Here is a 23,436-nt window from a genome sequence, read left to right as displayed (position 1 = left end):
TCGTCCTCACACCAGCAGCAGCAGGTGCTCACGCTCCCAGGAGCTGATCACCCGGTTGTAGGTGGCGTACTCCAGCTCCTTGACCGCGCAGAAGGCGTCGACGAAGGTTTCGCCCAGCACCTGCTTGACGGCCTCGCTGGCCCGCATCGCACGGATGGCGTCTTCCAGGTGGCGGGGCAGTTCGTGGTCCACGTTCCACGCGCTGCCTTCGGTCGGCTCGCTGGGCTGCAGCTGGTCGCGCATGCCCAGGTAGCCGCAGGCCAGCGTGGCGGCCATGGCCAGGTAGGGGTTGGCGTCGACGCCGGGCACGCGGTTCTCCACCCGGCGGGCCGCCGGGCCCGACTTGGGCACGCGGATGCCGCAGGTGCGGTTGTCGTGGCCCCAGCGCACGTTGATGGGCGCCGACATGTAGGGCGCCAGCCGCCGGTACGAGTTGACGTAGGGCGCCAGCATCGGCATCACCTGCGGGATGTAGGTCTGCAGCCCGCCGATGAAATGCTGGAACAGCGCGCTGGCGCTGCCGTCGGCCTGGCTGAAGACGTTGCGGCCTTCGGCGTCGTTCAGGCTCTGGTGGATGTGCATCGCGCTGCCGGGCTCGCCTTCCATCGGCTTGGCCATGAAGGTGGCGAACACGCCGTGGCGCAGCGCCGTCTCGCGCACCGTGCGCTTGAACAGGAACACGCGGTCGGCCAGGTCCAGCGGGTCGCCGTGGCTGAAGTTGATCTCCATCTGCCCGGGGCCGGCCTCGTGGATCAGCGTTTCCACGCCCAGCTGGTGCTGGTCGCAGAACGAGGACAGCTCCATGAAGAAGGGGTCGAAATCGTTGACGGCATCAATCGAATAGCTCTGCCGGCCCACCTCGGGCTTGCCGGTGCGGCCCAGCGGCGGCTGCAGCGGCTCGTGCGGGTTCTGGTTGCGGGCCACCAGGTAGAACTCCATCTCGGGCGCGACGACGGGCCGCCAGCCGCGTTCGGCATACAGCGCCAGCACCCGGCGCAGCACCGCGCGGGGCGAGATCTGCACCGGCTGCCCGTCCCACTCCTGGCAATCGTGGATGACGACGGCCACCGGCTCGGCCGCCCACGGCACGATGCGCACCGTGGCCGCGTCGGGCCGGCACACCATGTCGGGATCGGTGTCGCCCACGTAGGGCCCGTTGTCGGGCTGCTGGCCGTTGACGGTGTTGAGCAGCACGCTCTTGGGAATGCGCATCTCGCCCGAGGCCATGAACAGGTCGCGCGGCAGGATCTTGCCGCGCGCGATGCCGGTCATGTCGGGGATCACGCACTCCACCTCGTGGATGCGGTGCCGGGTGAGGAATTCGTGGAGGGTGTCGGGCATGGGTGCGAAGCGGGCTGTTTGTGATCACAAATATATAGCGTCAAAGATCTGTGCTGGATGCAGAACATCCGTTATGTGATCGAAAAGTGCGCTCTGCGGACGAGGTAAAGGCTTGGAGCGGCGGCCTGCACGCCAAATAAATCTGAAAAGCCTTGCGCGCCTCAAAAGTTCTCTGCTACAGTAGCGGGCTTGACAGGCGCGTAGCTCAGCTGGTTAGAGCACCACCTTGACATGGTGGGGGTCGTTGGTTCGAGTCCAATCGCGCCTACCAAATTCGGTAGGAAGAAAAAGCACTTGGCGGAGACGTCAGGTGCTTTTTTATTTGTCTCGCGCAGCGCGCGAAGCCAGTCAGCGTCACAGGCGTCACGGGCACGAGGGCACGCCGCAGGCAGCGCCCCAGACCATCTTTCAGTAGACTGGTTCGATCGATCCTCGGTGCAGGGAGTCCGTCATGAAGCAGGCTGACGAGCGTGGCACTACATCGCACAGCGGCGCGCCACCGGTCGATACGGCGGCGGTCGGGCTGGATCGGGACGTTTTCCTGCGCACCCTGCTGCGCGAGCTGGCGGGTACCTTGCAGGACGTGGTCGGCCTGGACGAAGCGTCCGGCTTCATCAGCGTGGTCGGCCAGCGCATGGGCGATCAGATCAACCTGAGCTATCGCCAGGCCTTGGGTCAACCCGTGCTCGACCGCACGCAAGTGGCCGAGGTCATGGTCGACCTCAAGCGACGCATCGAAGGTGACTTCCGGGTCATCGAGCAGGACGACACCCGCATCGTGCTGGAGAACCGCCGCTGCCCGTTTGGCGACAAGGTGCTGGGGCGTCCTTCGCTGTGCATGATGACGTCCAACGTCTTCGGCGTCATTGCCGCGGAGAACCTGGGCCGCGCCAAGGTGGAACTGGTGCGCACCATCGCCGAGGGGGCACCGGGCTGTCGCGTGGTGGTGCACCTGCAGGCCACCCCCGAGGCCGATGCTGCCCAGGGCCGGGAGTACTACAAGGTCTGATGAGCCCCCCACTACCCGAGGGCCTGATGCAATCCCTGCTTGACGCGCTGCCGGAGCCCTTGTTGCTGCTGGACCTGCAGGGCCGGCTGCTGCATGTCAACCGCAAGGCGGCCCAGTGGCTGGGTGTGCGCGCCGAGCAGCTGGTGGGCGAGGATTTCGGCACGCTGTGCATCGACCCTGCCGATGTGGTGCAGGCGGTGCTGCGCCAGGGCGCGCGCAGCACCGAGTTCAGCCCCGCCCGCCTGACGCTGACTGCCGCCCAGCACCGGCCCTGCCGCTGCGAACTGGCCCGGGTGGCGGGCGAGGCCGGGCAACCGGCCAGCGTGCTGGTGCGGCTGCAGCCGCAGGCGGCCGCCGCCAGCAACTTCCGGGTGCTCAACGAGCGGATCGACGCCCTGTCGCGTGAGGTGGTGCGGCGGCAGGCGGCCGAGTCGGCCCTGCGTGCGCAAAGCGACTGGTTGAAGGTGGTGCTGCGCAGCATCGGGGACGGCGTCATCGCCACCGACACCCAGGCCCGCGTGGTGCTCATGAATCCGGTGGCCGAGCGGCTGTCCGGGTGGACGGAAGCCGAGGCGCGCGGACTGCCCATGCGCATCGTGTTTCCCATCGTGCATGCCCAGACGCGCCAGCCGGCTGCCGACCCCATCGAGCGGGCCCTGCTGGAGGGCCGTGCCGTCGGCCTGGAGGCGCAGACGTTGCTGCTGGCGCGGGACGGCCGGGAACTGCCGATCGACGATGCGGCCGGCCCCATCCACGACGACCAGGGTGGCCTGCTCGGTGCGGTGCTGGTGTTCCGCGATGTCAGCCAGCAGGTGCAGGCGGAGCAGGCGCGTCGACGTCTGGAGCAGCAGCTGCGCAACGCCCAGAAGATGGAGGCGGTGGGCGCCTTGGCCGGCGGCATCGCGCACGACTTCAACAACGTGCTGGGCGCCATCCTGAGCAACACGGCGATGGCCCGCGAGGAGCTGGCGCTGGAGCACCCGGTGCACCAGCGCCTGTCGCTGATCGACCGCGCGGGTCAGAGGGCGCGCGACCTCGTGCGGCACATCATGGCCTTCAGCCGCCGCCAGCCACAGCAGCTGCGTGTGCAGCCGCTGCAGCCGCTGGTCGAAGAGTGCGTGGCGCTGCTGCGCAGCACCTTTCCTTCGTCGGCCCAGTTGCACCTGCGGCTGTGCGATGAGCCGCTGCACGTGCTGGCCGACGGCACCCAGGTTGAACAGGTGCTGATGAACCTGAGCACCAATGCCTGGCAGGCGCTGTGCGGCAGCACGGGCCGCATCGAGGTGACGCTGGACCGCTACGAGGGCGACGCGCCCGAGGGGCTGGCCGCCGGGTTCGGCACCTGGCAGCCGGGGCGGTATGCGCGCGTGACCGTCCGCGACAACGGCTGCGGCATGGATGCGGACACCACGCAGCGGATCTTCGAGCCGTTCTTCACCACCAAGTCCAAGGGGGACGGCACCGGCCTGGGCCTGGCCGTCGCCCACGGCATCGTCGCCGAGCACCGCGGCGCCCTGGCGGTGCAGAGCGCGCCGGGCCGGGGCACCCGCTTCGAGCTGCTGCTGCCGCTGGTCGACGGCATCGACCTGGAGCCGATGCCGGTGGAGCGCGCCGCCGCCACGGTGCAGGGCAGGGGGCGCCATGTGCTCTACATCGACGATGACGAAGTGCTGGTGGCCACGGTCGATGCCATGCTCCACCGGGCCGGCTTGCGCGTGACCGCCTTCGCCAACCCTCGGGAGGCGTTGCGGGCCTTGCGCTCGATGCTGGTCGACGTCGACATCGTGGTCTCGGACTACAACATGCCGGAGCTGAACGGGCTGGACGTGGCCCATGAGGTGGCCCGCATCCGGCCCGGCATGCCGGTGATCGTCAGCTCGGGCTACCTGTCCGACGACCTGCACCGCGGCGCGCAGGAAGCCGGCGTGGTGCAGCTGCTGAACAAGGAAGAGACGCACGAGCGTCTGGCCGCCCTCATCCATCAGGTGCTCGTGGCGCGCTGACGATCGACCGATCGCCCGCACGCGGGCGAGCCGTGAACATCTGCTACCAAAACGCGGCTCATGCGTTTGGCGGTTGCCTCCGGCGCACTCACAATGCCAGATCTGCTTCAAGCAGATGTTTTTGCAGGACGTGCCACATGCCGGAGCTTGTATTCGACCGATTCGTGCTGGACACCGACCAGCGCCTGCTGCTGCACGGCGGGCAGGCGGTGGATCTGCAGCCGTTGGTATTCGATCTCCTGGCTTTTCTGGCGCGTCGCCCGCGCAAGGTCATCTCCAAGGCCGAGCTGCTGCCCGCCGTGTGGCGCAGCAGCTTCGTCACCGACAGCGTGGTGGCCCGCGCGGTGATGAAGGCCCGGCGAGCGCTGCTGGACGACGCCCAGGAGCCCCGCCTGCTGCGCACGGTGCCCCGCGCCGGCTACCTGCTGGACGCCGACGTGCAGGAGCGGCCCGGCCGCGCCAGCCGTCCGGCACCGGCGGTGGCCGAAGGCGCCAGCCGCCCCCGCCTGGTGCTGCTGCCGGTGGAGGACCTCACCGCCAACCCGGCGCTGCGCTGGGTGCCGCAGGGCCTGATGGGGCTGCTGCACCAATGGCTGGAGGCGACGGGGCACTTCAGCCTGGCGCCGCTGGCCGAGGTGCAGCCGGTGTGGGCGCGCCTGACGCCCCGCGACGACGCGATGGCGCAGCTGTGTGCCGGCCTGGGCGCGGCCGAGGCCGTGCGCTGCCAGCTGGCCTGGGAGGACGAGGCCTTCGTGCTGCGGGCCTGGCGCGGCCCCGGCGCCCCCGGTGACCTGGCCTTCGAGGCGCGCGGTGACGATGTCATCCAGCTCACCCGCGGCCTGGTCGACCAGCTGGACCGGGCCGGCGCGCCGCCGCCGGCTGCAGGCGCCGCGCCCCCGCCGACGGTCGACAGCTTCTGGCAGGAGCAACTGGCGATGGTGGTGGACATGCAGCAGTCGGGCCAGGCGGCGCAGGCGCTGGCGCTGCTGGACACCACGCAGCCGCATGTGCCGGCCACGCCGCAGATCGAGCTGCTGCACGCGCAGCTGCTGCACCAGTGCAACCGGCCCGACGAAGCTTGCCAGGTGCTGGACGCCGCGCTCGGGCGCACCGACCCGGCGCTGCCCGACCTGATGCGCGTGTCGATGCTGGCGCTGCGCGGCCAGTGCGATTTCGATGCCGACCGCCTGCCGCAGGCGCGCCAGCACCTGGAGCAGGCGGTCGCCTTGTCGCAGCGGCTGCCCGAAGCCCATGCGCTGCGGCCCGAGCTGCTCAGCCGCACTGCCCGCGTGGCTGGCCGCCAGGTGGACGCCGAGGCCGCGCTGCGCCTGGCCCAGGCCGCGGTGGACGAGGCCGGCCGCCTGGGCCAGCTCAACATGCAGGCCCGCGCCTGGCTGGTGTACACCGCGCTGCTGCGCGCGATGGACCAGCCCTACCGCGCCGAAGAGGCCATGCCGCGCGCCATCGAGCTGGCCGAACGCTCGGGCGTGGCCGAGTACCAGGCGCGGGCCTTCCGCTCCCAGGCAGCGCTGCTGGACTACCAGCGGCGCCATACCGCCGCGCTCGAGTCGGTGCGGCGCAGCCTGGCCTTGTGGCTGCGTTCGCCCGACCGCGCGGGCCAGCAGTGGACCCAGCTGTTCGAAGCCTGGATCCTGGTGGAAGCCGGCCGCCTCGACGAAGCTGCCCGCGCCTTGGCGCTGGTGGGCCGGCAGCCCGACCTGCTGCTGGCGCACCGCGGCTTCCTGCAGTTCGCGCTGGCGGTGCTGGAGTGGCGCCAGGGCCACAGCGTGCAGGCGCTGGAGCGGCTGCGCGCCTTCGCCTTGCGCGCCCGTGCCGCCAAGAGCCTGTTCAGCGTCGTGGCCCATGCCGAGCTGGCTTTCATGGAAATCCACCTCGGCCACCTCGACCAGGCGCGCGCTGCGATGGCCGGGGCCGAGGGCCTGCCGATGGCGGGTGCCCTGCAGCGCCGCCAGGCTGCGCTGGCCCTGGCCGAAGGCGATCGCGCACGGGCGCTGGACCTGCTGCTGTCGGTGTGGCGCAACGGCCATGTCCGGGGCACCGAAGGCCCGGCCATCGTCATCGACCTCACCTGGATGCTGCTGGAAAACGCGCCGGCGGGCTTCGAGGACCCGGAACTGGAGACCTTGTTCGCCCATGTGCTCGACTTCTCCGACGAGCCGTTGGAAGTGCGGGTGTTGCGCGCGGCCTACGTGCTGCGCCAGCAGCCCAGCGACCACAGCCGCGCCGAGTGGGACCAGCTGGTGTCCGGCGCGGCGGTGCTCAAGCGGCGCTGCCCGATGATGCTCACCCGGTCGTACCGGGAAGCGATGGCGTCCCGCACGCCGCCCCGTCTGCCGGAGCTGCTCAGCCGCGTCTGCTGGTAGGGCATGACCGCGCCGCGGGCGCTTGGTCATCGATTGGTCATGGGTCGCGCCCGCGGGCGGGCCGACGATCCAGTCTTCGATCAACAGCCTGCGGCGCCTGCCCCGGTGGGGCGCCTGCCGCCCACCACCATGAGCGCCACCCGATGCCCCGGTCCGCCGAACTGCCAGACGGGTTCGTGCCACCTTCCTTCCTTGCTGCCAGCGCCGCAGACCTTGGGCCTGGACGAGATGACCCCCGCGGACTGGCTGGCCCGCGAACAGCGGCTGCTGGCCCACCTGGCCCAGGTGGCGCACGAGCTGCGTTCGCCGCTGGCCGGCCTGGTGGGGCTGGCCAGGCTGACGGCCCAGGAGGCCGAACTCGGCCCCAAGCACCGCCGCTGGCTCGACAGCATCGCCCGCTGCGGCGAGCACCTGACGCAGACCGTCAACGACCTGATCGACGTCGGCCTGGCCAGCACCGCCGAGGTGACGCTGCGGCCGCAACCGCTGCGGCTGTCGGCCCTGCTGCAGGAGATGTCGGACCTGGTGCACCCGGAGCTGCACCAGCCCGACGTTCAGCTGCACACCTGGCTCCAGGGCCGCGCCGCGGGTGACGATCCGGTGGTGCGGGTCGACGGCCAGCGCCTGCGCCAGTTGCTGCTGAACCTGCTGTGCAACGCCGCCCGCGCCACCACCGAAGGCGAGATCACGCTGGGCTGCAGCTGGCAGGCGCCCGGCCGCTGGCGCTTCGAGGTGGCGGACACCGGCAGCGGCCTGAGCGCCGCCCGCCTGGCCGAGCTGTTCCACCAGGGCCATGCGCTGGAGATCTGGGCCCACGGCAGCGCCGACCGCCACGGCGGCCTGGGGCTGCTGATCAGCCGCCGCCTGGCACGGGCCTTGGGGGGCGAGCTGGCCGTGGTGAGCCAGCCCGGCCTGGGCACCACCTTCTCGTTCGAGATCGATGCGCCGGAGGCGCCGGCCGGCTCCGCGCCCGCCGATGCCTGACTTTGGCCAGGGAGCCTGAGATGTCCAGCCAGTCGAACCCCCGGGGCCCTGCGCCCCTGATTCTGGCCACCGATGCCCAGGGCCACGTCACCGGCGCCAACGACGGTTTCCGGCAGCAGCTGGGCTGCAGCGCACGGGCACTGGCTGCGCGGCCGCATCCCGCGCTGCTGCATGCGGTGCAACCGGCGGACACCGCCATCGACCTCTGGACCCGGTTGCGCGCCTGCGAGCCCTGGGCCGGGCGGCTGGCCTATCGCCAGGCCGACGGAGAACCCTGCTGGCTGCTGGTGAACGCCATGCCGCTGCGGCGCGATGGCCAGGTGTGCGGTTACCTGATGCTGCATGCCCCGGTGTCAGCCGCACCGACCCCGCACCCGCCGCGCGCACCGGTGCGCCGTCTTGGGCATGACCCGGCCTGGCGGCTGCGACTGGGCGCGGCCGGCCTGTCGGCACTGGCCATGGCCAGCGGCCTGCTGGGCGGCCTGGCTGGCACGGCCCTGCTGGCCCACATGGGCGTTTGTGCGCTGGGCGCCGCCGTGTTGCTGGGCTGGTGGCAAGTGCAGGTGCTGCGCCCGTGGCAGCGGGCGCAGCAGCAGGCGCAGGCCCTGGAGGCGGGCCATCCGCTGGCGCCGGCCCCGGTCGACGAAGCGCAGCCTTGGTTGCGCGCGATGCACCGGGCAGCCTTGCAGTTGCAGTCGCTGCTGGACGAACTGGGCCCGCAGGTGGACAGCCTGCGCACGGCCAGCCATGCGCTGGCGCTGCAGACCGACGACCTGGGCCAGCGCACCGAACTGGCCGCCGCTGCGCTGCAGGAAACCGCCTGCACCGTGGATCAGCTGCGCACCACGCTGCAGCAGCCCGACGATCCGGCGCAGGCGCTGGCCGCGCAGGCCGCAGGCCTGTCGACGGTGTGCGAGGCGATGAACCGCCTGGACGACAGCACCCAGCAGAACGCCGCGCGCACCGACGCCTGCAAGACCGCCGCGGCGGCGCTGGCACTGCGGGCCGAACGGCTGTCGGCGTCGCTGCGCCTCTTCAGACCTGAAGGGCCGGGCTGAGACCCTCTCAGGCCACCACCTGGTTGCGGCCACGCCGCTTGGCGCGGTACATGGCCTCGTCGCTCAGGCGCAGCAGCTCGCTGGCGGTGCCGGCCTGGTCGGGGTACAGCGCCACGCCGATGCTGCAGGAGATGCGCAGCGTCAGGCCCTGCGGCGTGACGAAGGGCTGCTCGATCTGGCTGCGCAGGGCCTCCGCCACCGTCATCGCGCCGGCCAGCGCGGCGGTGTCGGGCAGCAGCACCACGAACTCGTCGCCGCCGGTGCGCGCCGCCAGGTCGCTGGCCCGCAGCACCTGCTTCATGCGCGCGGCCACCTGCTGCAGCAGCCAGTCGCCGGCCTCGTGGCCGTGCTGGTCGTTCACCTGCTTGAAGCGGTCCAGGTCGATGAAGAGCACCGCGCAGCGGGTGCCGCGGCGCTGCATGTCGGGCAGCACCTGGTCCAGGCGGTCTTCCAGCAGCCGGCGGTTGGGCAGGTCGGTCACGCCGTCGTGGTAGGCCATGCGGCGGATCGCTTCTTCCGCGATGCGCCTGGCGGCGCTGTGGTCGCGCAGCACCGCAATCGCATCCAGCACCTCGCCGAACTCGTCGCTGCCGCGGCGGGCGGGCATCGGCACGTCCAGCCGCCCCTGCGCGATGGCGACGATCAGGTCGGTGGTGTGGCCCAGCGGCCGCACCACGCGGCGCAGCAGGAACCAGCCGGTGCCGGCCAGCAGCAGCGCCACCGCGGCGCCGCCGGTCAGCTGCCAGCGCAGCTGACGCTGGGCGCGCTGCAGGCTGGCCGTGGCGGCGGCGGTGGCTTCGTCCAGCAGCAGGTCGCGCACCCGCAGGATGCTTTCCATGTCGGGCACGTAGCGGGCTGCGAAGCCGGCGGTCGTCACGCTGTAGACGCCGCTTCGCAGGCCGAGGTCGATCTGGCCGTCGACGAAATGCATCGCGTCACCGAAGTAGCGCTGGCGCATCGCGGCCACCGCCGAGCGCACCTCGGGCTGGTGCGTGGCGGCGGCCACGCTGTGGTCCAGCTGCTCGCCCAGCTGCTGCAGCCGGCCGCGCAGGCGCTGCAGCTTGATCTGGTCCTCGGGGCCGAGCGGCTGGGCGGTGGCGATCGGCGCGGTGAGCTGTGAGCCCAGCTGGCCGGCGTATTCGCGCAGCATCGCCGCCTGGTGGGCCCCCTTGATGGCATCGGCCGCGCTGGGGGCCGCGAGGGCGGCATCGTTGGCCAGCCGGCTCATCGCAGGGGCCAGTTGGTCGATGACCGCGATCATGGCCTGCACCGCCTGCTGCACGTCGGCGCTGGCGCGGTCGGCGCGCCGCTGCGCCGCCACGCGGTCGACCGCGGCACGGCCGACGCCCAGTTGCTGGCGTGCGGCGGCCGCCTGGGCCTGCACCACGGGATGCACCTCGTCGGATGCGGACAGCACCGTCTGCAACTGCTCGAAGGCCGCGTCGGTGCCGACGCGGGCATTGCCCAGGGCATGTCGTGTGGTGTCGGTGCCAGGCAGGTCTTCGCCCAGCGATGCATTGGAGGGGCCCCGCTCGCGAGAGGCCAGCTCGGCCGCCACCAGCACGGCCCGCAGCTGGTGCAGTGCCTCGCCGCCCCGGGCAGCCTGACGCTGTTCCCGCCAGGCGTTCAGGATCACCGCGGTGGAGGTGGTGGCCACCGTCAACGCCAGCAGCAGGCTCAGCAACAGGAATATGGTCTTCAGGCGCATGGAGAACGGGGCCCTGCACGGGCCCCTCGATGCAACGCAGCGCCTGGGCCGGCGGACGACACGATGGGTTCGGCGGCCGCTGCGCGGCCACCCCTGATTGTTCCACCACTGCCGTCGGCCGCCGCCGCTTCAGTCCAGCCCCGTCTTCCCGTCGGCCCAATAGGCCTTGGTGCGGATGCGCGATGCGCCCATGCCAGCGCCGCGCAGCGCGCGCAGCAGGTGCTGCAGCGTGCGGGCACGGCCGGCCAGCACCACCTGCATGCCAGGCTCCACCAGGCCCAGCAGCGTCGCGGTCAGGGTGGGCAGGTGCTGGTCGTGCGGCTGCCGCGGTATCACCGCCGCGTGGAGGTGCAGGCCGTGCAGCAGGTCGTGCAAGGCGGAGGCGTGGTCCGCCTCCAGCAGCGTGTGGACCGGCCGCCAGGCCGCGGCCAGGCCCAGCGTGGTCTCGTCGCCCACCACCACCGCATGCGCCGGGTCCCAAGCGGCCAGGTCCAAGGATCGGCGTGGGCCGAACACCCGCACCTGCTGTCCGGGCTGCGCACGGCGCACCCACTCGCTGCCGGGGCCGGGCGCCAGGGCGTGGGCCAGCAACTGGGTGCTGCCCGCCTGTGCGTCCCAGCAGATCGGCGTGTAGGTGCGGGTCTTCAGCCCGCCGCCCAGTTGCAGCTGGAGCTTGTCGCCGGGCGCCCAGGCCAGCCCGCGCAGCGCAGGGCCCGCCAGGCCGATCCGGTGCAGGCCTGGCGCCAGGCGCTGGTTGTGGGTGACTTCGGCCGGGCGGAAGAGCAGCCGTGTCACGAGCCGGGTGGCCAGGCCGGGCGAGCCGGCGGGGGCGGCAGGTGCCGTGGTGTCGTGAGTCATAGAACGGACCTGGGCCACGCGACCGGCGGCGGGGTTGGTGTCGAAGGAGGCGATGGCACGCGCCACCGGCTCGGGGAGCCGTCGCGCGACAGGCTGGCCACGCCGCTGGCACCCGCCGCGGAGAACCAGCGGCCACCCTGGGCCCGCACGCCGGGCAGCGTGAACAGCAGGTTCTCGAAGTACCCGTGGTTGCGCAGGATGGTGTGGCCGGCGGCGCCGGTGACGAGGAGGGTGGTGGTCATGGGCGCGCTTTTCTTGGAAGGCGGTGGAGATGAACCAGACGGCTGGCTCAGCGCCGGAACGGCACGGCGCGGCTGCGGCCCCACAGCACGAAGGCGCCCAGGGCCAGCAGCAGCACGTTCATCGGCAGCACCATGGCTTCACCGCGCATCAGGTGAAAGCCCATCGCCAGCACCTGCAGCAGCACGATGCCGGCTGCGGCCAGCACGCTGAGCCGGGGCAGGACGCGCAGCAGCGCCGGCAACAGGATGCCCAGGCCGCCCATCAGGTCGACCAGGCCGGTGAAGGTGGCCAGCGCCGGGTGCTGCACCACCCACGGCGCCATCTGGGCGGCCTGGTCGAGTGGCATGGCCAGCTTAATGTAGGCACCCCACAGCATGAAGAAGGCCAGCAGTGCCTGGGCCAGCCACAGGCTGGCGCCCAGCAGCTTGCGGGGGCGGGTGGTGTTCAGGGCATCGGTGGTCACGGCGGAAATCCTTGTCAGTCATGGATGCGCCAAGTTACGAGTGCCTAACCATTTACGGAAGCGATAAAATTTCGATGAAAACCATCTTCTTCGGAGATTGATGATGATCGGCAGCCTGAGCCTGGACCAGTTGCGGGTGCTGATCGCGATCGAGGAGGCGGGCAGCTTCTCTGCCGCCGGGCGCCGCTTGCGGCGGGTGCAGTCGGCCATCAGCCACACCATCCAGGCGCTGGAAGAAGCGCAGGGTGTGCAGCTGTTCGACCGCAGCGCGCGCACACCGCGCTTCACCGAGGCAGGCCGGGTGCTGGCCGCCCAGGCGCGCCAGGTGCTGCGCCAGGCCGAGGTGTTCGAGCGCACGGCCCAGGCCATCGCCGCCGGGCTGGAGCCGGAACTGGCCATCGCGCTGGACAGCTTCGTGCCCACGCCGCCGGTGATCCGCGGGCTGGCCGGGCTGCAGGCGCATCACCCCGACCTGGCGGTGACGCTGTTCACCGAAGGCATCGGCGCGGCCGAACGCCGGGTGCGTGACGGCAGCGCCACCCTGGGCTTGTGCGCACTGCTGCCGTCGATGGTGCAGGAGCTGCAGGCCGCGCCGCTGACCCAGGTGAGCCTGGTGCCCGTGGTGGCGCCCACCCATCCGCTGGCGGCGGAGCAGCGCCCCATCACCCGCGACATCCTGGCCGAGCATGTGCAGCTCATCCTCACCGACCCGCTGCAGCGGCCGGGCCCCAGCTTCAGTGTGGTGAGCCCGCGCGTCTGGCGTTTCGTGGACATCGCGCGGCGGCTGGAATTTCTGCTGGCCGGCTTCGGCTGGGGCACCATGCCGCAGCACCTGGTGGCCGCCCACCTGGCCAGCGGACGCCTGCGGCGCCTGAACATCGACGACCCCGGCGTGCTGCCTGGCTCGATCGGGCTGTTCGCCATCCATGACCGCAACCGTCCGCTGGGCATCGGCGCCCGCTGGCTGCTGCAAGCGCTTCAGCAGCAGGCCTGGTTCGATGCGCCCTGACGCGTGCGCCCGGGCACTGGCTCATGAGGCGGGCGTTTCGGCCAGCTGCTTGACCAGCGCGACCACCAGCGTGGCCACCGCCCGGGCGGCGCCGCCGCCGTGCACAAGCACCATGTCGTACAGCGGCAGGGTCTCGCGCAGCGGCAGAGGCCGCAGCAGCCCGGCGGCGGCGTCGCCCAGCAGCACCGGATGCGGCAGCACCGCCAGCAGGTCGGAGCCGGCCACCAGCTGCACCAGGCTGCCGTAATCGGCACAGTGCACCACCACGGGCGGTGGCGGCAGGCGGCGCACCGCAAAGGCCTCGCTCAGCACGTCCACCGGCCCGGCCACCGCCGCACCCACGGCCGCAAAGCGGGCCGCCTGCAAGTCCGGCAGGTGCTGCGTGGCCGCCAGCGGATGGCCGCGCCGGGCGTACACGCGTGGCGTGATGCGGTAGAGCGGATGCACCTGCAGCCCGGGCGGCAGCGGGCCGCGCGGGCGTGGCGTGATCGCCAGGTCCAGCGTGCCGCGTTGCACACCGGCGATCAGCTGGCCCTCGTCGGCGGTGCTCATCACCAGCCGGCGCCGCGGGCGGCCCTCGCACCACAAGGCATGGAGCCGCGGCCCGCACACCCTGGCGGCAGAAGCGGTCAGCCCCACCCGCAGCAAGCCGGGCTGGCGGGCCGGCGCCGCGGCCGTCAGCCCCTGCAGCCGTTCTTCCAGGCCCTGGCTGCCCTGGGCCAGCTGCCGCGCCAGCGCCGTGGGCTGGCGGCGGCGGCCCTGCCGCTCGAACAGGGGCTGGTTCAGCCGGGCCTGCAGCTGCTGCATGGCTTGCGACACGGCGGGCTGCGACACGCCGGCCGCCGCCGCGGCCGCGGCGAAGGAGCCGTGTTCGACCACCAGCCGCAGGTAGCGCAGGGGCGTCAGGTTCATAAGCCCATCTTATGGGACAGGCCGGCGGGCCGCAGGCCCAGGCGTGCCGCGGCGAGGTGCTGGCCGCGCCGTTGAGTTCACTCCAGGCCGAAGCCCTGGGCGCGCAGCCAGTGGGCCAGGCGGTCGCGGCCACTCAGGCTCTGGGCCGTGGCCACGCGCTGGGTGGCCTGCGCCGACCAGGGCAGCGGCGGCATGCCCTGGCTTTGTTGGAAGGCCTGTATCAGCTCGTCGTAGTCGGCGACCGCGGCGGCCTCGCCCGCTGCGTCGTAACGCTCGTGGTGCAGGACGGTCGAGGGCGACAGGCGCGGCTTGATGGCCGCCGGCCGCGACGGATCGGGATGGCCCACGCACAGGCCGAAAAGCGGGAAGGCCAGAGGCGGCAAGGCCAATTCGGCGGCGACGGCGTCGGCATGGTTGCGCAGCGCGCCGATGTAGACGGTGCCCAGGCCGAGGGCCTCGGCGGCCAGCACCGCGTTCTGCGCCGCCAGCGACGCGTCGACCGCGGCCACCAGGAACATCTCGAGGAATCGGTTGGCGTCGGCGCGCCGGCCCAGACGGTCTGCGGTGCGGTGCAGCCGCGACAGGTCGGCCACCCAGACCAGGAAGAGCGGCACCTGGCGGATGTGCGCCTGCTGGCCGCACCATTCGGACAGCCGCGACTTGCGCTCGGCATCGCGCACCGCGACGACGCTCCAGGTCTGCAGGTTGGACGAACTCGCCGCCGATTGCGCGGCGGCGACCAGGGTCTCCAGCGTGCCCGCGGGCAGCGGCGTGTCGAGGAAGGCGCGCACCGAGCGGTGGGCGAGCAACTGCTCGATCACGGCCCCCGCGGCGCCATTGGCATGGGCCAGGGTGTCGGGGGCGTGTCCGTAGCGTTGTTGGAGCAGGTCGTTGATGCGGGTCATGGGAGGGGGCTGAAGCGAGTGCGGTCGGGTTCTGGGCCGGTCAGTCTATGCAGCGAGCGGCGATGCCGGCCAGCCCGACAGGGCGACCGCCGCGCCGTTGCCGGCGCCCGTGGTGGCATCGAAGCGGTAGGCCAGCACCTGCAGCGGCTGGCCGCCGGCGGCCCAGGCCGCCACCCAGCAGACGGCTTCGTTTGCGCCGTTGCCGGCACGCCGGACGACGTCGGTGCCGGCGGCTTGCAGCCAGTCGCGGTCTCGCCGGCCCAGCCCGGCGAGGAATTCACGGTCCCAGCCGTCATCGAAGCGCAGCGAGGGGTCGGCGAGCGCCTGGCTGAGCCGTGCGTACAGCGCCAGCCTTTCGTCCTCGTCGCGCTCGGCGCCGTCGTCTGGCAAGGTGTACGGGGGCAGGTGGTGGGTGAGCCCGCCGGTGCCGACGAACAGCACGCGCTCGGGCCGGTCGTCGAAGAATCGGCCGACCAGTTCGCCGATGTGCGCGGCACGTCGGAAAGAGGGCGCCGGCGGGCTTGCCGCGTTGAGGAAGATCGGCACGATCGGGTGGCGGTCGATGCCGCCCAGCAGATCGCGCGCCGAGTGGCCGAAGCCGTGGTCGAGCGCGACCCGGTGCGCGACCGCGATGTCGACGTCATGTGCCGACAGGTGCTCGGCCAGGGCACGTGCGGTGTCACCGGCCACCGGGTAGGTGCCGACCGGGCCGTTGCGGTCGCCGCGCGCCGTGGCCGTGAGCGCCACGGCCACCGACGGGATCACGGCGCGGAAAGCGCGCCGGTGGTCGGTGCCGAAGACGACGACCAGCTCAGGCGCAAAGGCCTGGATGCGTTCGCGCGCGGTCGCCCAGGCGGCCCAGATCTCCGGCTTCGGCGGCACCGGCCATGCCGGGTCACCCGGCGGCGGCGGAATGGCGTGCGAAGAACAGACGGTCAGGCGTGCGCCACGGGCAGGGGACGTTGGAATCGGTGTGTCGAGGGTCATCGCGTGGACCCCGCCCAATGGATAAGTCGATCTTATGTGTTGGCCCCAACGCGGGCTTGCCGCCGGGGTGCGCGGCAGCGATGCTGGCGCCCCGATCAGCCACCGTACACCCCGCCCATGAGCACCGCCCTCGACACCGTTCGCCGCTACCTGCGCCACCTGCATGCCGGCGACACCGCCGGCCTCGTCAGCTGCTTCGAGGAGGACGGCATCGTGCATTCGCCTTTCCTCGGCAGCGTGGCGGCCGGGCCCTTCTTCGACAAGCTGGCCGCTTCGTCCAGCGCCAGCGTCATCACGCCGATCGACCTGCTGGTCTCGGCCGACGCGTCGCCCGGCGCGCAGCGCGTGGCGGCCTGGTTCCGCTACGACTGGACGCTGCGCGACGGCCAGCAGCTCAGCTTCACCTGCGTGGACGTGTTCAGCTTCCGCCCCGGCAGCGCCCGCATCCAGCAGATGCACATCGTCTACGACACCCACCCGCTGCGCGAGCAGGTGGGTGACAAGTACGCCATCTCAGGCGGCTGAAGCGCCGGACGGCCGGCGCACCCGCCAGGCGAGCCCGGCCAGGCCCAGCGCCATCAGCGCCCAGATGCCCGGCTCGGGCACGGCCGCCACCGCAAAGCCGGCCTGTGCAAAGTGCTGGGCCGACTGGCCCAGGCCGGTGGTGGCGGCGTTGCTCAGCAGTTGCAGATCCAGCGTGCTCACGCTGCCGGCGGCCAGCGTGAACTCGAACGACTGGCTGCCGGTGGTGGCGATGCTGCGGCTGAGCAGCGTGTTGCTGCTGCCATTGAGGCTGCTGGTGATCAGCACCGTCAGCAGGCCGCTGGTGCTGCCGCCGCTGGCCGACGCATCGCTGCCGAAGTCGAAGCTGAAGCGCAGCCGGCCGCCGTCGGCAAAGCTGCCGACGAAGCGCACCTGCGCTTCGGCGCTGGCGGCCGCGGCCAGGCTGTCGGCGTAGGTGGTGGCGGTCAGCAGGCCTTCTTCGGCCACCGCGGTGGCGTTGGCAAAGTCCTGCAGGCCGGCCGCGTTGGCCAGGGTCTGCAGCGGCAGCGGCGTGGTGGCGCTGCTGTCCGCCAGGCTGTCGGTCAGGCCTTCGGCCGTGGCGGTGGCCGAGGTGGTGTAGCTGCTGCTGGTGAAGCTGAAGGCCCAGGCCGGCGCGCTGGCAGTGGCGGCCAGCAGGGCCAGGGCGGCGGTGCGCAATGCAAGGCTCATGGAAGGGCTCCTGGTCATGGGGCGGGGGTGGTCTGCAGCAGCTGCGGCGTCAGGCCCTTGCTCGGCAACAGTCCGCTGGCCAGCATGTCGGCGAGCAGCCGGCGCAGCTGGCGGGCGGCGTCGTCGGGCAGCATCAGGCGGTCACGCACCAGCTTGTTGGACTCCACCGTGGCCCGCACGTAGTAGGCCCACAGGTTGGGGTAGCGCTCCTCGATCGACGGTCGCGGATCGCCGCTGGCCAGCCGCTCGGCCCGTGTCTTGGCGAACGGGATGTAGCCTGCGGCCAGCGAGGCTTCACGGCCCTGCAGCGGCCCGCTGGCGATCGGCGCCCAGGCGGTGTAGGTGCCCAGCGGCAGCCGGTGCAGCAGCGACTTGACGCCGGCCACCTCGTTGCCATCGGCATCCACCCTGGGCACCAGCGTCGGAATCACCTGGCGGATGGTGGGCGGCACCTGGCTGATGACGCCCGAGCCGTCGTTGTAGCGGAAGCCGGGGCCGAAGTCGTAGTCGAGCACCGGGTTCACCACGCCGTCGGGCCGTGGTGCATTGGGAATGGCGGGCCAGCCCATCGCGGCCGAGGTGGCGGCCACCAGCGTGCCGTCACTGATGCGCGGATAGGCCGAAGGCGGCGGCTCGCGGTTGCTGCGCACCCAGTCGACCATCGCCACATACAGCGCGCGGTTGATGTAGTTCTGCGGGTTGGGGTTGCCCGCCAGCTGCGCCGGATTGGCCGGCCGCGTGCCCAGGTTGTAGCCGCCCTGGCCACCGCCATGGCCGGTGCCGGCGTGGTAGTAGCGGCGCACGTTGGTGGGCAGCGGCAGGTCTTCGGTGCCGCGGGTGCCGGCAATGCCCACGCTGCCGCGGCTGTACCAGATCTCGGGCCCGCCATAGGTCTCCATGATCTTGGGGCAGGTGTTGCTGCGGGTGCAGCGCGTCAGCAGGCCCCAGGCCGGGCGGCCACGCGCCGTGTCTTCGTAATCGGCCCACCACAGCGGGCCATCGGCGCCGGGCAGGTACAGCTCGGCGATGTCGCCCGGCTGCGCGAAGCGGATGTTGAAGCTGCCCATCATGCCGGCGATGTTGGTGTTGACGCCGTCCCACACGCGCCGGCCCTGTTCGTCCTCGTTGAAGCCGTTGTTGAGCATGTGCTTCTGGAAGCGGCCCGACTGCGAGTTGCCGAAGCCGATGACCGCCTGCACCCGCGCCGCCAGCGGATTGGCGGTGCCGGTTTCGTCCTGCGCTTCATGGCGGAAGAAGGCGATGACGTCGCGCATCGCCGCATTGCCCACGCCCAGCACGTAGGGGTCGCGTGCGGGGTACACCAGCTCGTACAGCAGCGCGGGGTCGAAGCCGCCTTTCAGGCACAGCCGGGTGGGGTCGGGCACGCCGGGGAAGGGCGTGCTGCGGCAATCCGCGAAGGCGTAGTCGGCGGGCGGAATGCTGACCACGCCCGACTTGACGCCGGCCGGCGTCTCGCGGGTGGCCGAGACCAGCGTGGTGCCGGCCGTCTGCAGCGTGGCCGGCGTGCGCGAGCTGGGCAGGCTCTGCGTGGTCTGCCAGGCGCCGCCGCTGGCCGCGTTGACGGCGACGAAGCGCTGCACCACCGGGCTCACCACCGGTGTGCCGTCGCTGTTGCGGGCGATCGGCACGTCGATGCCCAGGCTGTTGGCGGTTGGCGAGGTGATGGGCAGGTCGCCCTGCCAGGCGCTTTGCAGCAGCACGTCGCCGCGCCGCCAGAGAAAGCCCGGGTCGTCGGCGGTGTACGGAATGGCCAGGTTGCCGCGGTTGGGCACGTTGTAGAGCATCACGCCCGAGGCCTTGCCCATGTCCACCGGCTTGTGCAGCGCGAACTGCGCCGCGTAGCTCACCTTGCCGTTGGCATTGCGCGGCGCCAGCTCGATGTCGGTGATCAGCGCGTTGCGCGGGTCGGCGGGGTCGATCTCGCCATACGCCGTGCCGCGCAGCAGCTCATAGGCGCCGACGCTGCCGAACGGGCCGCCGGCCACCGGCGCGACGCTGTCGATGGTGATGCGAACGACGCGGGCTTCGGCGCCGCCCGCCCACAGCAATGCGGCGGCCAGCGGCAGGCACGCCAGCTTCTTGTGCATGGGTTGTCTCCTCGTTGTGCTTGGAAGCAGCCCGGCGCCAAGGCCCGGAGGAGGGCGCTGATGCTCAGACTGTGTGCACCAATCTAGTTGGTGTATACACAGCCGCCATCAGGGTATACGTTGTCGGACTCGATGCCTGCGGGTCAACCCGAAGCAGCCGGTTCGGCGAGCCGGTTGAGGCTGGCGATCAGGTCGGCGAAGCGCTCGCCCTGCACCAGCACGTGGTCGCGCACGCTGCGCACGGCCGCTTCGGTGTTGCCGGCACGCAGCGCGTCGAGGATGGCCTGGTGCTCGCTGAACGAGCCCAGCAGCCGGTGGCGAACCCGCAGCTGCAGGCGCCGGTACGGGCGCAGCTTGCGCTGCAGGCCGGTGGCCTGCTCGGCCAGGAAGGTGTTGTGCGAGGCGGTGTACAGCGCGTAGTGAAAACGCTCGTTGGCGTAGAAGTAGGCGTCGGTGTCGGCACCCTGCGCGGCCTCTCGGCAGGCTTCGTGGGCGCTGCCCATCGCGGCCAGTTCCGCCTCGGTGATGCGGCGCGATGCCAGCCGTGCGCACATGGCCTCCAGCTCGGCCATCACCTCGAACATCTCCACCAGCCGCAGCGGCGACAGCTGCGTGACCACCGCACCGCGCCGTGGCCGGTTCTCGATCAGGCCTTCGCCCAGCAGCAGACTCAGCGCCTCGCGGATCGGCGTGCGCGAGACGCCGAAGCGCCGCGCCAGTTCCACCTCGTCGAGGTGGGTGCCGGGCAGCAGCACGCCGGTGGCGATCTCTTCTTCGATGGCTTCACGCAGTTGCTCGGACAGACGGCTCATGGCTGTCAGTCTAGGCGGTGGTCATGCATGCACAAAGGGGTTGGCATGTGTGCACCCCTAGGCCGGCTGAGGCCTGCGGCTGGCCGCGCGGCCGTGCACCTGCCGCGTGCGGCTGGCTTCGCTGTGCAGCCAGGCCAGGAAGGCCACCACCGCCGGCCGGCGCGCATGGCGCGGCGGGTAGACGGCGAAATGCGCCTTGACCTTGATGGCCTGCTCGTAGCCGAACACCGGCCGCAGCGCGCCACTGGCCAGGTGGCCACCGGCATTGACCGCGCTTTCCAGCGCCACGCCCAGGCCCTGCGTGGCCGCGTCCAGCGACATCTGCGCGCGGTCGAAGCGCACGCCGAAGCGGTCGGGCGCCCGCCGGTCGCTGAAGGCGCGGAACCAGTCGGACCATTGCACGATGCTGACGTTGCTCTGGATCAGCGGCACTTCGAGCAGCTGCTCGATGCGCCGCAGCTTGTGCGTGCGGATGAACTCGGGGCTGGCCAGCGGCAGGACCAGCTCCTCGAACAGCGGCTCCACCTCCAGGTCGGGCCATTCGGGCACGCCGTAGCGGATGTCGATGTCGGCCTGGCCGAGGCCGAAGTCGCTGTGGGTGTGCGCGGCCGACAGGTTGAGCGTGATGCCCGGGTGCGCCTCGGCGAAGCCGCGCAGGCGCGGCATCAGCCACAGGCTGGCGATGCTGGGCGCCGAGTGCACGTACAGGCTGTTGTTGACACCCTGCTTCATGTCGTCGGTGGCCGCGGCCAGCGCCGCGATGGCGCCGCCCACGCGCGAGAGGTAGGCCTCGCCGGCCTGGCTCAGGCGCACGCCGTGGGCGCTGCGCTCGAAAAGGCGCACCGACAGCTGCGCCTCCAGCTTGCTGATCTGGTGGCTGATGGCCGAGGCGGTGAGGTGCAGCTCGGCCGCGGCCAGCGCGAAGCTGCGGCGGCGGGCCACGGCCTCGAAGGCCAGCAGGTTGGCGATGGGCGGGACGCTGGCCATGCGGGTCTACCCCTGCGTTGGATGAAGGTTCGTCATCTTAGGCTGACAACTCTTCGCTTGTCTTCACCCAGTGCCGCCGTGAAGATTTGGCCGTCGAAACCAAGGAGACACGACATGCTGCTGAAGGACAAGGTGGCCGTCATCACCGGCGGGGCCGGGCTGAACGGGCTGGGATTCGCCACCGCCCGCCAGATGGCCGCGCAGGGCGCCAAGGTGGTGGTGCTGGACCTGGAACGCGCCGACCCCGCGGGTGCCGCCGCACGGCTGGGCGAAGGGCACCTGGGCCTGGTGGCCGACGTGACGGACAAGGCCTCGTGCGAGCGTGCAGCGGCCGAGGTGATGGCCCGGTTCGGCCGCATCGACGTGCTGCTCAACAACGCCGGCATCACCCAGCCGGTGAAGACGCTGGAGATCACCGGCGCCGACTACGACCGCGTGCTGGACGTCAGCCTGCGTGGCACGCTGTACATGTCGCAGGCGGTGCTGCCGGCCATGCAGGCGGGGCAGGGCGGCTCCATCATCTGCATCTCGTCGGTGTCGGCGCAGCGCGGCGGCGGCATCTTCGGCGGGCCGCACTACTCGGCGGCCAAGGCCGGCGTGCTGGGCCTGGCCCGTGCGATGGCGCGTGAATTCGGGCCCCAGGGCATCCGCGTCAACTGCATCACCCCGGGGTTGATCGAGACCGACATCACCCAGGGCAAGCTGACGCCCGAGCGCAAGAGGGAGATCGCCGAGACGATCCCGCTGAACCGGCTGGGCGCGGCTTCCGACGTGGCCGGCGCCTGCGTGTTCCTGGCCAGCGACCTGTCGGCCTACTGCACCGGCATCACGCTGGACGTGAACGGCGGCATGTTGATCCATTGAGCTTGTCGGCCCGCGCGCGCGGGCCCTGCAGTCCATCACAACACCTGGAGACGACACCATGCAACGACACACCTTCCACCGCCTGATGGGCGCCCTGGCGCTGGCCGGCCTGCTGGGCCCGGCGATGGCGCTTGCGCAGCCGGTCAAGCTCACGCTGGGCCACGGCGCCGCGCCGGGCAATCCGCGCCATGAGGCGGCGGTCAAGTTCGCCGAGGTGCTCAAGGCCAAGACCGGCGGCCGCATCGAGGTGCAGGTGGCGCCTTCGGCCCAGCTGGGCGACGACGCGGCCATGGTCACCGCCGTGCGCACCGGCGCGCTGGACATCACCGCCAATTCGCAGGGCGCAGTGTCGTCCGCGGTGCCCGAGTACGCGGCCTATGGCATGCCCTTCCTCTTCGCCAGCTCGGCCCAGGCCTTCAAGCTGCTGGACGGCCCGCTGGGCAAGGAGCTGGCCGACAAGAGCGCGGCCAAGGGCATGGTGGTGCTGGGCTACTGGGACAACGGCATCCGCCACATGACCAACGGCAAGCGGCCCATCACCAAGGTGGAAGACGTCAAGGGCCTGAAGATGCGCACGCCGCCCGATTCGGTGCTGGTGGACATCATGCAGTCGCTGGGGGCCGAGGCGCAGCAGATCAAGTTCGCCGAGCTGTACGTGGCGCTGCAGCAGGGCGTGGTGGACGGGCAGGAGAACCCGCTGGCCAACTTCCACGCCAGCAAGCTGTACGAGGTGCAGAAGCACCTGGCCCTGACCAGCCACCAGTTCCAAATGACGCCGCTGCTGATGAGCAAGCGCAGCTGGGACCGCCTGAGCGAGGCCGACCGCAAGGCCGTGACCGAGGCCGCGGCCGAGGCCACCACGCTGCAGCGCAAGCTGTCGCAGGAGGCCGACGAGAGCCTGCTGGCCGACCTCAAGGCCAAGGGCGTGCAGGTGACCACGGTGGACAAGGCCGCCTTCGAGAAGGCCACCGCCAAGGTGGAGGAGAAGTGGGCTGCCGGCCCCATCGGCCCCTACGTGAAGAAGGTCGTGGCCGCCGCCCGCAGCAACTGAAGGAGGCGCGCGATGAACATCCTCGAGCGCGTGGTCACGGCCTTGTGCCGCGTCATGCTGTGGCTGAGCACCAGCGTCATCTTCGTGATCCTGGTGGCCAACACCGTGCTGCGCTATGCCACCGGGGCCAGCCTGCAATGGGCCAACGAAGTGCCCGAGCTGCTGTTTCCGTGGCTGGTGATGTCGGGCGTGGTGCTGGCCGCGGCCAGCGGCGCCCACATCACCACCACCTTCCTGGTGGAGGTGCTGTCGCCGCCGGTGCGCCGCGTGGTGGCGGTGCTCAGCTGGCTGCTGGTGGCGGGCCTGTACACCACGCTGGGCTGGGCCACCTGGCAGATGCTGCCCATCGTGCACGACGAACGCACGCCCATCCTGCAGATCCCCGGCTCCATCACCTATGCCTGCGTGTTGGTGGGCATGGTGATGCTGGGCCTGCTGGCCCTGCAGTCGGCCTGGACCGCCTGGACGGCCGACCGCGCCCCCGCCGCCCCCGAGGCGCAGCCGCCTGTGCCGGTGGCGCACTGGTAAGGAGAACCCG

General features: G+C 71.4%; 22 protein-coding genes and 1 tRNA gene. 11 read left to right on the top strand and 12 right to left on the bottom strand.

The window, feature by feature from the left end:
• Window positions 1-6: 6 nt before the first annotated feature.
• A complete protein-coding gene (locus MW290_RS23880) occupies window positions 7-1,341 on the bottom strand; it encodes a glutamine synthetase family protein (RefSeq protein WP_250196844.1) in 1,335 nt (444 codons plus the stop codon).
• A 194-nt stretch (window positions 1,342-1,535) separates the two neighbouring features.
• Between MW290_RS23880 and MW290_RS23875 the strand changes: the two genes are divergently transcribed.
• From MW290_RS23875 to MW290_RS23850, 6 genes are all read left to right on the top strand, one after another.
• Window positions 1,536-1,612: transfer RNA gene (locus tag MW290_RS23875), tRNA-Val, on the top strand.
• 180 nt (window positions 1,613-1,792) lie between these two features.
• Window positions 1,793-2,350, top strand: coding sequence for a methanogen output domain 1-containing protein (locus MW290_RS23870; RefSeq protein WP_250196843.1), 558 nt, complete (start codon window positions 1,793-1,795; stop codon window positions 2,348-2,350).
• A gap of 26 nt (window positions 2,351-2,376) precedes the next feature.
• On the top strand, window positions 2,377-4,353 hold the full coding sequence (locus MW290_RS23865) for a hybrid sensor histidine kinase/response regulator (RefSeq protein WP_250196842.1): 1,977 nt from the start codon (window positions 2,377-2,379) through the stop codon (window positions 4,351-4,353).
• A 137-nt stretch (window positions 4,354-4,490) separates the two neighbouring features.
• Window positions 4,491-6,737, top strand: a complete 2,247-nt coding sequence (locus MW290_RS23860) for a winged helix-turn-helix domain-containing protein (protein WP_250196841.1) — start codon at window positions 4,491-4,493, stop codon at window positions 6,735-6,737.
• A 192-nt stretch (window positions 6,738-6,929) separates the two neighbouring features.
• A complete protein-coding gene (locus MW290_RS23855; protein WP_250196840.1) occupies window positions 6,930-7,721 on the top strand; it encodes a sensor histidine kinase in 792 nt (263 codons plus the stop codon).
• A 20-nt stretch (window positions 7,722-7,741) separates the two neighbouring features.
• Window positions 7,742-8,779, top strand: coding sequence for a PAS domain-containing protein (locus MW290_RS23850; protein ID WP_250196839.1), 1,038 nt, complete (start codon window positions 7,742-7,744; stop codon window positions 8,777-8,779).
• 7 nt (window positions 8,780-8,786) lie between these two features.
• On the opposite strand, the gene MW290_RS23845 is transcribed toward MW290_RS23850, so the two are convergent.
• From MW290_RS23845 to MW290_RS23830, 4 genes are all read right to left on the bottom strand, one after another.
• Window positions 8,787-10,487, bottom strand: coding sequence for a diguanylate cyclase domain-containing protein (locus MW290_RS23845; RefSeq protein WP_250196838.1), 1,701 nt, complete (start codon window positions 10,485-10,487; stop codon window positions 8,787-8,789).
• 129 nt (window positions 10,488-10,616) lie between these two features.
• Window positions 10,617-11,345, bottom strand: coding sequence for a siderophore-interacting protein (locus tag MW290_RS23840; RefSeq protein WP_250196837.1), 729 nt, complete (start codon window positions 11,343-11,345; stop codon window positions 10,617-10,619).
• Entirely contained in the window at window positions 11,342-11,587 is a 246-nt protein-coding gene (locus tag MW290_RS23835; RefSeq protein ID WP_250196836.1) for a hypothetical protein, read from the bottom strand. Before MW290_RS23835 ends, MW290_RS23840 begins: the two co-directional genes overlap by 4 nt.
• Window positions 11,588-11,634: 47 nt before the next feature.
• A complete protein-coding gene (locus tag MW290_RS23830) occupies window positions 11,635-12,051 on the bottom strand; it encodes a DoxX family protein (protein ID WP_250196835.1) in 417 nt (138 codons plus the stop codon).
• A 103-nt stretch (window positions 12,052-12,154) separates the two neighbouring features.
• On the opposite strand from MW290_RS23830, the gene MW290_RS23825 reads away from it, so the two are divergent.
• Window positions 12,155-13,060 carry a LysR family transcriptional regulator gene (locus tag MW290_RS23825; protein WP_250196834.1) on the top strand — a complete coding sequence of 302 codons (906 nt, stop codon included), beginning with the start codon at window positions 12,155-12,157 and terminating at the stop codon, window positions 13,058-13,060.
• Between the two features lie 21 nt (window positions 13,061-13,081).
• On the opposite strand, the gene MW290_RS23820 is transcribed toward MW290_RS23825, so the two are convergent.
• The 3 genes from MW290_RS23820 to MW290_RS23810 form a co-directional block, all read right to left on the bottom strand.
• Window positions 13,082-13,972, bottom strand: a complete 891-nt coding sequence (locus tag MW290_RS23820; protein ID WP_250196833.1) for a LysR family transcriptional regulator — start codon at window positions 13,970-13,972, stop codon at window positions 13,082-13,084.
• A 77-nt stretch (window positions 13,973-14,049) separates the two neighbouring features.
• Window positions 14,050-14,877 carry an NADPH-dependent oxidoreductase gene (locus tag MW290_RS23815; protein WP_250196832.1) on the bottom strand — a complete coding sequence of 276 codons (828 nt, stop codon included), beginning with the start codon at window positions 14,875-14,877 and terminating at the stop codon, window positions 14,050-14,052.
• Between the two features lie 45 nt (window positions 14,878-14,922).
• Window positions 14,923-15,864, bottom strand: a complete 942-nt coding sequence (locus MW290_RS23810) for a DODA-type extradiol aromatic ring-opening family dioxygenase (RefSeq protein ID WP_250196831.1) — start codon at window positions 15,862-15,864, stop codon at window positions 14,923-14,925.
• A gap of 117 nt (window positions 15,865-15,981) precedes the next feature.
• Between MW290_RS23810 and MW290_RS23805 the strand changes: the two genes are divergently transcribed.
• A complete protein-coding gene (locus tag MW290_RS23805) occupies window positions 15,982-16,389 on the top strand; it encodes a nuclear transport factor 2 family protein (protein WP_250196830.1) in 408 nt (135 codons plus the stop codon).
• Here the strand turns inward: MW290_RS23805 and MW290_RS23800 are convergent.
• The 4 genes from MW290_RS23800 to MW290_RS23785 form a co-directional block, all read right to left on the bottom strand.
• Window positions 16,378-17,076, bottom strand: a complete 699-nt coding sequence (locus MW290_RS23800) for a PEP-CTERM sorting domain-containing protein (protein WP_250196829.1) — start codon at window positions 17,074-17,076, stop codon at window positions 16,378-16,380. The two genes, MW290_RS23805 and MW290_RS23800, sit on opposite strands and share 12 nt — an antisense overlap.
• Window positions 17,077-17,090: 14 nt before the next feature.
• On the bottom strand, window positions 17,091-19,184 hold the full coding sequence (locus MW290_RS23795) for an alpha/beta hydrolase domain-containing protein (RefSeq protein ID WP_250196828.1): 2,094 nt from the start codon (window positions 19,182-19,184) through the stop codon (window positions 17,091-17,093).
• A 143-nt stretch (window positions 19,185-19,327) separates the two neighbouring features.
• Entirely contained in the window at window positions 19,328-19,996 is a 669-nt protein-coding gene (locus MW290_RS23790; RefSeq protein ID WP_250196827.1) for a GntR family transcriptional regulator, read from the bottom strand.
• A gap of 57 nt (window positions 19,997-20,053) precedes the next feature.
• Entirely contained in the window at window positions 20,054-20,983 is a 930-nt protein-coding gene (locus MW290_RS23785) for a LysR substrate-binding domain-containing protein (protein WP_250196826.1), read from the bottom strand.
• 114 nt (window positions 20,984-21,097) lie between these two features.
• On the opposite strand from MW290_RS23785, the gene MW290_RS23780 reads away from it, so the two are divergent.
• From MW290_RS23780 to MW290_RS23770, 3 genes are read left to right on the top strand one after another with little or no spacing between them, the layout of a single operon-like run.
• Window positions 21,098-21,847 carry an SDR family NAD(P)-dependent oxidoreductase gene (locus MW290_RS23780; protein ID WP_250196825.1) on the top strand — a complete coding sequence of 250 codons (750 nt, stop codon included), beginning with the start codon at window positions 21,098-21,100 and terminating at the stop codon, window positions 21,845-21,847.
• Between the two features lie 58 nt (window positions 21,848-21,905).
• Entirely contained in the window at window positions 21,906-22,898 is a 993-nt protein-coding gene (locus MW290_RS23775; RefSeq protein WP_250196824.1) for a TRAP transporter substrate-binding protein, read from the top strand.
• Window positions 22,899-22,910: 12 nt separating this feature from the next.
• Complete coding sequence (locus MW290_RS23770) at window positions 22,911-23,426, top strand: TRAP transporter small permease (RefSeq protein ID WP_250196823.1); 516 nt, start codon at window positions 22,911-22,913, stop codon at window positions 23,424-23,426.
• Window positions 23,427-23,436 lie beyond the last annotated feature (10 nt).

This window comes from Aquincola tertiaricarbonis, assembly GCF_023573145.1.
Taxonomy (GTDB): Bacteria; Pseudomonadota; Gammaproteobacteria; order Burkholderiales; family Burkholderiaceae_C; genus Aquincola; species Aquincola tertiaricarbonis_B.
The sequence above is the reverse complement of the archived record's forward strand: the minus strand, read 5'-3'. Positions and strand labels throughout refer to the sequence as shown.